Consider the following 9,693-nt stretch of genomic DNA (forward strand, 5'->3'; position numbering starts at 1 on the left):
CCGATCCCGTCACTCGCCACGCATCCACTGGTCCATCACCGTCAGCAGGTGATCGGGGTCGACCGGCTTGGTGACGTAGTCGGAGGCGCCCGACTCGATCGCCTTCTCCCGGTCGCCCTTCATGGCCTTCGCGGTCAGCGCGATGATCGGCAGCCCGGCGAACTGCGGCATCCTGCGGATCGCCGTCGTCGTCGCGTAGCCGTCCATCTCGGGCATCATGATGTCCATCAGGACGACCGTCACGTCTTCGTGCTGCTCCAGGACCTCGATGCCCTCGCGACCGTTCTCGGCGTACAGCACGGACAGCCCGTGCTGTTCGAGGACGCTGGTCAGCGCGAAGACGTTGCGGATGTCGTCGTCGACGATCAGCACCTTCTCCCCGCCGAACCGGATGCCGCGGCGCGACTTCGGGGTGGTCTGCGGCTCCGCCGCCACGGGCCACTGCTCCTGCTGAGCGAGACGCTGCTCGATCTCCGGCACGGGCCGCCTGCGGCGCCGGAAGAGTGCCGCCGCGCCGTTCTGTGTCTCCCGGTACGACCTCACCTCGGCCGGTGTCTCGGCCTCCATGTCGGACACCTCGGTCGGCTCGTGCCGCCCCGAGGTGGACGTCACCAGGTCGCCCGCCTCCAGGGCGGGGGGCGCGAGCTGCTGATAGCCCTGCGGCGGCAGTTCACTGGGGTGCAGCGGCAAATACAGCGTGAACGTCGATCCACGCCCGGGCTCGCTCTGCGCGTGGATCTCACCGCCCAGCAACTGCGCGATCTCCCTCGAGATCGACAGCCCGAGCCCCGTACCTCCGTACTTGCGACTCGTCGTACCGTCCGCCTGCTTGAACGCCTCGAAGATCACCCGCATCTTGCTGGCCGCGATCCCGATCCCCGTGTCCGTCACGGAGAACGCGATCAGGTCGGCATTCGCGTCACGCAGCGAGCCCGCCTCCAGGAGCTGCTCCCGGATCGCCCCCGGCACATCCCGGCCGGCGGGCCGGATGACCAGCTCGACGGCTCCCGAGTCGGTGAACTTCACCGCGTTGGACAGCAGGTTGCGCAGCACCTGAAGGAGCCGCTGTTCGTCCGTGTGCAGCGTGGCCGGCAGCTCCGGCGACACCCGTACGGACAGGTCCAGGCCCTTCTCCGCGGTCAGCGGCCGGAAGGTGGCCTCCACGTAGTCGACGAGCTGGACGAGCGCGATGCGCGTCGGGGAGACGTCCATCTTGCCCGCCTCGACCTTCGACAGGTCGAGGATGTCGTTGATCAGCTGGAGCAGGTCGGAGCCTGCCCCGTGGATCGTCTCGGCGAACTCGACCTGCTTCGGCGAGAGGTTCCCCTCCGCGTTGTCGGCGAGCAACTTGGCCAGGATCAGCAGCGAGTTGAGCGGCGTACGCAACTCGTGCGACATGTTGGCGAGGAACTCGCTCTTGTAGCGCATCGACACCGCGAGCTGCTCGGCGCGCTCCTCCAGGACCTGCCGCGCCTCCTCGATCTCGGTGTTCTTCACCTCGATGTCGCGGTTCTGCTGGGCCAGCAGTTCCGCCTTCTCCTCGAGCTCGGCGTTCGATGCCTGGAGCGCCTTCTGCCGGTTCTCCAACTCGGCCGAGCGCTCGCGCAGTTGCTCGGTCAGCTCCTGCGACTGCTTCAGCAGTACCTCCGTCTTGGTGTTGACGGAGATGGTGTTGACGCTCGTGGCGATCATCTCGGCGATCTGATTGAGGAAGTCCTTCTGGATGTGCGTAAAGGGAGTGAAGGAGGCCAGCTCGATGACACCGAGCACCTTGCCCTCGAACAGCACCGGGAGGACGATCACTTGCGCGGGCGGCGCCTCTCCGAGGCCGGAGGAGATCTTCAGATAGCCGCTGGGGGCGTTCTCCACGAGGATCGTGCGCTTCTCCTCGGCGGCCGTCCCGATCAGCGCCTCACCCGGCCTGAACGACGTCGGCATGGAGCCCATCGAGTAGCCGTACGACCCGAGCATCCTCAGCTCGTACTGGTCCTCCGCCTCGGCGCTCAGGTCCTTGCCGTCCAGGAGCGGCATCGCGACGAAGAACGCGCCGTGCTGCGCTGTCACGACCGGCGTCAGCTCGCTCATGATCAGCGAGGCCACGTCGGCCAGGTCCCGGCGGCCCTGCATCAGCGCGGAGATACGGGCGAGGTTGCCCTTGAGCCAGTCCTGCTCCTTGTTGGCGATCGTGGTGTCGCGCAGGTTGGCGATCATCTTGTTGATGTAGTCCTGGAGCTCCTGGATCTCGCCGGAGGCATCCACGTCGATCTTCAGGTTCAGGTCGCCACGGGTCACCGCGGTCGCCACGCGCGCGATGGCACGCACCTGCCGGGTCAGGTTCCCGGCCATCTCGTTCACCGACTCGGTGAGGTCGCGCCAGGTTCCGTCGACGTCACGCACGCGTGCCTGACCTCCCAGCTGGCCTTCCGTGCCCACCTCACGGGCCACCCGGGTGACCTCCTCGGCGAAGGACGACAGCTGGTCGACCATGGTGTTGATCGTCGTCTTGAGCTCGAGGATCTCGCCGCGAGCGTCGATGTCGATCTTCTTGGTCAGGTCACCCTTGGCGATGGCCGTGGTCACCATGGCGATGTTCCGCACCTGACCGGTCAGGTTGGAGGCCATCTGGTTCACCGACTCGGTGAGGTCCTTCCAGGTACCGGCCACACCCGGCACCCGCGCCTGACCGCCCAGGATGCCGTCCGTGCCCACCTCACGGGCCACCTTGGTGACCTGGTCGGCGAACGAACTCAGCGTCTTCACCATGGTGTTGAAGGTGTCCGCGAGCTGCGCGACCTCGCCGCGCGCCTCAATCGTCACCGTCCGCGTCAGGTCACCGTTGGCGACCGCCGACGCGACCTGGGAGATGTTGCGCACCTGCACGGTCAGGTTGTTGGCCATCAGGTTGACGTTGTCGCTCAGGTCCTTCCAGATGCCCACGACGCCGGGCACATGCGCCTGGCCGCCCAGGATGCCCTCGGTGCCCACCTCGCGCGCGACTCGCGTCACCTGCTCGGCGAAGGACGACAGCTGGTCGACCATCGTGTTGACGGTGCTGACGAGCTCGAGGATCTCGCCCTTCGCGTCCACGGTGATCTTCTTCGACAGGTCGCCCTTGGCGACAGCGGTCGTGACCTCGGCGATCTGACGCACCTGGATGGTCAGGTTGTTCGCCATGAAGTTCACGGACTGCGTGAGGTCCTTCCAGGTCCCGGAGACACCCTGCACCTCGGCCTGGCCGCCGAGAATGCCCTCCGTACCCACCTCACGGGCCACACGCGTGACCTCCTCGGCGAACGACGACAGCTGGTCCACCATCGTGTTCAGGGTGTTCTTCAGCTCCAGGATCTCGCCGCGCGCGTCCACGGTGATCTTCTGGGAGAGGTCACCGCGGGCCACCGCGGTCGCGACCTGCGCGATGTTGCGCACCTGGGCGGTGAGGTTGCCCGCCATGCCGTTCACGGAGTCGGTCAGGTCACGCCACACACCGGCGACGCCCGGCACCTGCGCCTGCCCGCCGAGGCGGCCCTCCGTACCCACCTCGCGGGCGACCCGGGTCACCTGGTCGGCGAAGGCGGACAGCTGGTCGACCATCGTGTTGATGGTGTTCTTCAGCTCCAGGATCTCGCCGCGCGCGTCGACGTCGATCTTCTGCGACAGGTCACCCCGCGCCACCGCGGTCGTCACCTGGGCGATCTGCCGTACCTGCGAAGTGAGGTTGCCGCCCATGAAGTTGACGGAGTCGGTGAGCTCCTTCCACGTACCGGACACCCCCGGCACCACGGCCTGACCGCCCAGCCGTCCCTCGGTGCCCACGTCCCGGGCCATCCGCGTCACCTGGTCCGCGAAGGCCGACAGCTGGTCGACCATCGTGTTCACGGTGTTCTTCAGCTGGAGCATCTCGCCGGAGACGTCCACGGTGACCTTCTGCGACAGGTCACCGTTGGCCACGGCCGTCGTCACCTGGGCGATGTTCCTCACCTGTCCGGTGAGATTCCGGAACGCGGTGTTGACGGAGTCGGTCAGGTCCTTCCACGTACCGGCGGCCCCGGGCACCTGCGCCTGCCCGCCCAGCTCACCCTCGACCCCGACCTCACGCGCCACCCGCGTGACCTCGGCACCGAACGCGGACAGCTGGTCCACCATCCCGTTGACGGTGTTCTTCAGCTCCAGCATCTCGCCGGCCACGTCCACGGTGACCTTCTGCGACAGGTCACCGTTGGCCACGGCCGTCGTCACGGCCGCGATGTCCCGCACCTGCGTGGTGAGGTTCCGGAAGACCGTGTTCACCGAATCGGTGAGGTCCTTCCACGTCCCCGCCGCACCCGGCACGTTCGCCTGCCCGCCGAGCTGTCCCTCGGCACCGACCTCGTTGGCCACGCGCGTGACCTCGTCCGCGAAGATCCGCAGCGTCTCGGTCATCTGGTTGATCGTGTCCGCGAGCTGCGCGACCTCGCCGCGCGCCGAGACCGTCACCTTCTGCGACAGGTCACCGCTGGCCACCGCGGTCGTCACCTGCGAGATGCCACGCACCTGGGCCGTCAGGTTGCCGGCCATCAGGTTCACCGAATCGGTGAGGTCCTTCCACACACCGGCCACACCGGGCACCTGCGCCTGCCCGCCCAGCTCGCCCTCGACGCCCACCTCGCGCGCGACTCGCGTCACCTCGGAGGAGAACGACGACAGCTGGTCCACCATCGTGTTGACGGTGTTCTTGAGCTCCAGCATCTCGCCGGCGACATGAACCGTGACCTTCCGGGACAAGTCACCCTTGGCGACCGCCGTCGTCACCAGCGCGATGTCCCGCACCTGGGCCGTCAGCCGGTACGCCATCGTGTTGACGGACTCGGTCAGGTCCTTCCATGAACCCGACATACCGCGCACCCGGGCCTGACCGCCCAGCTTGCCCTCGGTACCCACCTCGCTGGCCACCCGTGTGACCTCGTCGGTGAACGTCGAGAGCTGGTCGACCAGGTTGTTGACAGTCCGGCCGACCTTCAGGAACTCCCCGCGCAACGGATGCCCGGTCCCGTCCGGCGCCTGCGTCCGCAACTCCATGCGCGGCGACAGATCGCCCTCCGCCACCGCGGACAGCACCCGGCTGACCTCGGAGACAGGCCGTACGAGATCGTCGACCAGCGCGTTCGAGGCGTCGATGGCGGCCGCCCAGGAGCCCTCACAAGCGCCTGTTTCCAGCCGTTCCGTGAGCTTTCCCTCACGCCCCACCATGCGCCGGACACGCGACAATTCACCCGTCAAATGGAGATTCCGGTCGGCCACCTCGTTGAAGACCGCCGCGATCTCCGACATCACGCCGTCGCCGGAGACGGTGAGCCGCTTGCGGAAGTTCCCGTCGCGCATCGACACGAGAGCCGTCAGCAGTCTGTTCAGGGCGGCCGTGTCCACCGCGGTGGTCCCGTTGCGCGGTTTGCGCTGGTTGCTCGGGGACTGTCCGCCTTTCGCGCGCGTTTTAGTGCCCCGCGTCGCTGCGCCAGACTCCACTGTGTCCCTCCCGCAGGGGTCGACCGTTACTGCTGTGCTCAGATAAGACTGCTCGGCTTACCGGTTACTGCTGCGTATCCATGCCCGCTCTGCCAGGCCGCACCCGGGCTGCTGCCCACCATGTGCAAACCACACTCAGCCTGCCGGTACCTTCACCAGAAGCTTGCCCAGTGTTTCACCCCGGCTGAACCAGGCCATAACAGTTCGGCAGCTTCGCACATCGTCCGCACACCCTCCGGACGGAAACACTGCAGACCGGCATCCGCTCGGACGGGGAAGGTAAGTAACCTTGCATGCGGCTGTCCAGCCACGCCGGTCCGTCCGGCCTGGGCGGTGGCACGAGAACGAGCGGGCATCGGAGGGGCGGCCGCACACATGACCACCGGACTGATCCCTGGGGAACAGCCCCCGGACCCCGGGCCGACCAGTGGCCTGCCGCATCAGCGGCACGAGCTCGCCGGCCCGGGAGCCCAGCACGCCGACAACCGGTCGAGGAGTTCTGTGATCACCGCGCGCGCGGCCGCCAGCTTCGATCCCGTCGGGCGATCGGTCGCAAGCGCCCGCTCCTTCGTCCGCGACACCCTCCAGGGCTGGGGCTTCGCCGACATCGTCGACGACGCCGTGGTCCTCACCAGCGAACTGGTGACCAACGCCGTGGTGCACGCGGGCACCTCCGCGGACGTGCTGTGTCTGCGAAGCGACGAAGGCGTACGGATCGAGGTCGCCGACCGCTATCCGGAGCGTGAGATCCCCCTGCAGGGCCAGGCCGTCAACATGGGCAGCCCCGACAGCGAGGGCGGCCGCGGGCTCCAGCTGTGCGCGGCGCTGTCCGGCCGCTGGGGCGTGGAGTACACACCCACACACAAGCAGGTCTGGTTCCAACTCAACCTCCCCGAACGCCCGGTGGGCGCCCGGGCAGCGGGTCCTGCCCTGCCCGTCGACCTCCTCCCGCTCGCCGACGGCCGCGTCCGTGTCGCCGTCGTCCAGATCGACCGCACGGGCGCCCTGACGTCCTGGAACGAGGACGCCGAGGAACTCTTCGGTTACGCCGCCGAGCAGGTCATCGGCAAACCGCTGACCGACCTCGCCGCCTGGCCGCACACCCCGGGCACCGGCACCGGCATCGCGGAAGCCCTCCAACTCTCCCGCTGGGAAGGCAGTTACGGCATCAGAGACGCCAGCGGCCGCGTCAGCTCCGTGTACGCCTCCCACCTCCGCGTCCGCGACACCGGCGGTGAGCCCTCCACGGTCTGCCTCCTGGTCCGCGACCACGAACGGGCCGTCCTGCAGACGCCGTTGCGCGTCCCCGCCTCGGACACCGGATCCGCGTCCGACGGGCAGAGCACCGATCCCTTCGAGGTGTTCATCGGCTCCCCGGCCCCGGACGACCTCGACGGCCTCCTTCAGCGCACGGTCGAACGCGCACGCGACATGCTCGACGGCGACTCCGCCTTCCTGCTCCTCGCGACCGACGACGAGACGGAGTTGGAGGTGCGCGCGTCCACCGGCCTGCCCTCCGCCCGCCAGCGCTTCGCCCGCGTCCCCGTCGAGGCGGGCCCCGGCCGCTACAGCTCGGCCCGCATGCCGGCCGTCCACGACGACCTCACGGCCGTACCGGGCGCCGTACCGTTGCTGAGCGGCACCGGCATGCGCTCGGTCGTCACGGTCCCTCTGAAGGTCGAGGGCCGCCTCACCGGCTCACTCGGCGTCGCCGCCGAGTCCCCCGGCAGATACTCGAACGAAGAGGCGCTTCGCCTCCAATTCGCGGCCGACCGCATCGCGTTGGCCGTCGAGTCCGCCCGCCTCGGCGAACTCGAACGCCTGCGCCGAGGCTCTCTGAGCTTCCTCGTCGAGGCCTCCGACCTCCTCGCCGGCACCCTGGACCGCGACCAGACGCTGGCTCTGATGGCCCAGATGACGGTCCCGACCCTGGCCACCTGGTGCGCCGTCTACACGATCGCCGACCAGGCCTCCGAGCCGTATCTGTCGTATGTCCTGCACGAGGACGAGGAACTGATCGACGGCATCAAGTCCTTGTTGTCGAAGATCTCCCCGCCCGACCCGGTCCCCACTCCCGGCGCACGCGTCTGGTCGGCCCCCGGCGCCGCGGCCCACCAGGCGGCCCTGCGCAGTTCCATGCGCAGCCTCGGCATGAGCGGCGGCCCGCCACAGCAGGTCACGTCGGGCATCGGCCCGACCCTCGCCACAGCATCCGCCGTCGGCGGCGAAACCGTGGTCCTCCCCCTGGTGGCCCGCAACCGAGTCATCGGCATGCTCACCCTCGGCAAGCCCACGGACGAACACTTCCGCCAGGAAATCCTGGAACTGGCCGAGGACCTCTCCCGCCGGGCCGCCCTCGCCCTCGACAACGCCCGCCTCTACTCCGAGCGCACGGCCATCAGCCAGTCCCTCCAGCGCAGCCTCCTGCCGCCCGAACTCCCCGAGATCGACGGCGTCGAGGTCGAGGTCATCTACCGCGCGGCCGGCGAGGGCAACGAGGTCGGCGGCGACTTCTACGACGTCTTCCCGATCCGCGACGGCGCGTACGGCTTCGCCATCGGCGACGTCTGCGGCACGGGCCCCAACGCGGCGGCGGTCACCGGCCTTGCCCGCCACGCCCTCCGGCTCCTGGCCCGCGAAGGCCTCAGCGGCCCAGCGGTCCTGGAGCGCCTGAACTCCGCCATCCTCGACGAGGGCGCCCGCAGCCGCTTCCTGACGCTCCTGTACGGCGAGTTGTGGCCCCAGCCGGACGGCAGCGCCCAGCTGAAGGTGGTCTGCGCCGGCCACCCCCTCCCGCTCCGCCTGCGCCAGGACGGCACGGTCGAACCGGCCGCCGAACCCCAGCCGCTCCTCGGCGTCATGGAGGACCTGGAGCTCTACGAGCAGTCGGTCACGCTCGATCCCGGCGACGTCCTTCTCTGCGTCACCGACGGCGTCACGGAACGCCGTGAAGGCACCCGCATGCTGGGCGACGACGGCCTCGCCGACGTCCTCACGACCTGCACGGGCCTCACGGCGGGCGCGGTCGCCGCCCGCATCATGCGCGCGGTCGAGCGCTTCGCCCAGGACGCCCCGTCCGACGACATGGCCATCCTCGCGATGCGCGTCCCCGGCCTTCACAAGGACTGAAAGAACCGAAGAGGGCATGAGAAAGGCCCTCGCCCGGAAGGGCGAGGGCCTTTTCTTGTGGAGCCCCCAAACGGAATCGAACCGTTGACCTTCTCCTTACCATGGAGACGCTCTACCGACTGAGCTATAGGGGCCAGTCACCTTTTCGGGGGTTTCCCCCCGCGGCAACGGAATAGATCATACCCCTAACAGGCCCGCACTCCCAACCACCCTCACGGGCCTCAGAAGGCGGGCTGCAGCAGCCCCCCAAGGGCATTGCACGCACCCACGATCCGCTGCATGTCCCGTTTGCCCAACGCGGCATCCACCGGCAACGCCAGCGTCTCATCGGCGGCCCGCTCGGTCTCCGGCAGGGACACGCACCGACGGTACTCGGGCAACCGATGCACAGGCGTCTTCACCGGCACCCGGCACTCAACACCCCTGGCCCGCACGGCCCGAGCAAAGGCATCCCGGTCCGGCCGCCCATTCCCCGGCACACGCACGACGTACTGCTGAAAGGTGTGCCCGTCCCCGCCGTCAGGCGTACGCACGCCCCTCAACTTCGTATCGAGATAGGCAGCCCGCTGCCTGCGCTGAGCGGTCTCGTCGTACGGCGCCTCGGACTCCCCCTCCTGGAGCACGAGCAGCCCATGCCGCTCCCCCACCCCGAGCAACCGCACCATGTCAGCCGGCCGACCAAAGCGGTGTACGACAACGACGGCCGCCGTCCGCGGAGTTACGGCCGCCTCGACAGCGGACGAGTCGAGACAGTACGTCACCGGATCTATGTCAGCGAAGACCGGAAGCGCCCCGGCCAGGACCACGGCCTCAGCGACTTCCACGTTCCCGAAGGCCGGAACGACAACCTCGTCACCGACTCCGACGCCGGCGGCCCTGAGCATTGCAGCAGTACCCATGTCGGCGATCGTGGTAGTGCAACGTGAACGTCAAGTAACGCACAACAAAAAAGGGTTGGACCCTGAACCGAAGTTCAGGATCCAACCCTTTCAAAAATTGTTCGGCGGCGTCCTACTCTCCCACAGGGTCCCCCCTGCAGTACCATCGGCGCTGTAAGGCTTAGCT

3 protein-coding genes, 1 tRNA gene and 1 rRNA gene are annotated in these 9,693 nt (G+C 68.3%); 1 reads left to right on the plus strand and 4 read right to left on the minus strand.

Annotation, left to right across the window (positions count from 1 at the left end; genetic code table 11):
* Nucleotides 1-9: 9 nt before the first annotated feature.
* Nucleotides 10-5,499 (minus strand): HAMP domain-containing protein, encoded by a 5,490-nt coding sequence (locus tag ACWBNA_RS37615; protein ID WP_482709036.1) that lies wholly within the window; start codon nucleotides 5,497-5,499, stop codon nucleotides 10-12.
* Between the two features lie 375 nt (nucleotides 5,500-5,874).
* Between ACWBNA_RS37615 and ACWBNA_RS37620 the strand changes: the two genes are divergently transcribed.
* Entirely contained in the window at nucleotides 5,875-8,628 is a 2,754-nt protein-coding gene (locus ACWBNA_RS37620; protein WP_482709037.1) for a SpoIIE family protein phosphatase, read from the plus strand.
* Nucleotides 8,629-8,686: 58 nt separating this feature from the next.
* On the opposite strand, the gene ACWBNA_RS37625 is transcribed toward ACWBNA_RS37620, so the two are convergent.
* The 3 genes from ACWBNA_RS37625 to rrf form a co-directional block, all read right to left on the minus strand.
* A tRNA-Thr gene (locus ACWBNA_RS37625) sits at nucleotides 8,687-8,762 on the minus strand.
* A gap of 87 nt (nucleotides 8,763-8,849) precedes the next feature.
* The gene (locus ACWBNA_RS37630) at nucleotides 8,850-9,512 is read right to left on the minus strand and encodes a DegT/DnrJ/EryC1/StrS family aminotransferase (protein WP_482709040.1); all 663 of its coding nucleotides are present in this window, start codon (nucleotides 9,510-9,512) and stop codon (nucleotides 8,850-8,852) included.
* A gap of 114 nt (nucleotides 9,513-9,626) precedes the next feature.
* Nucleotides 9,627-9,693 (minus strand): 5S ribosomal RNA (gene rrf, locus ACWBNA_RS37635); the annotation flags it as partial.

Source organism: Streptomyces sp. Q2 (genome assembly GCF_056820935.1).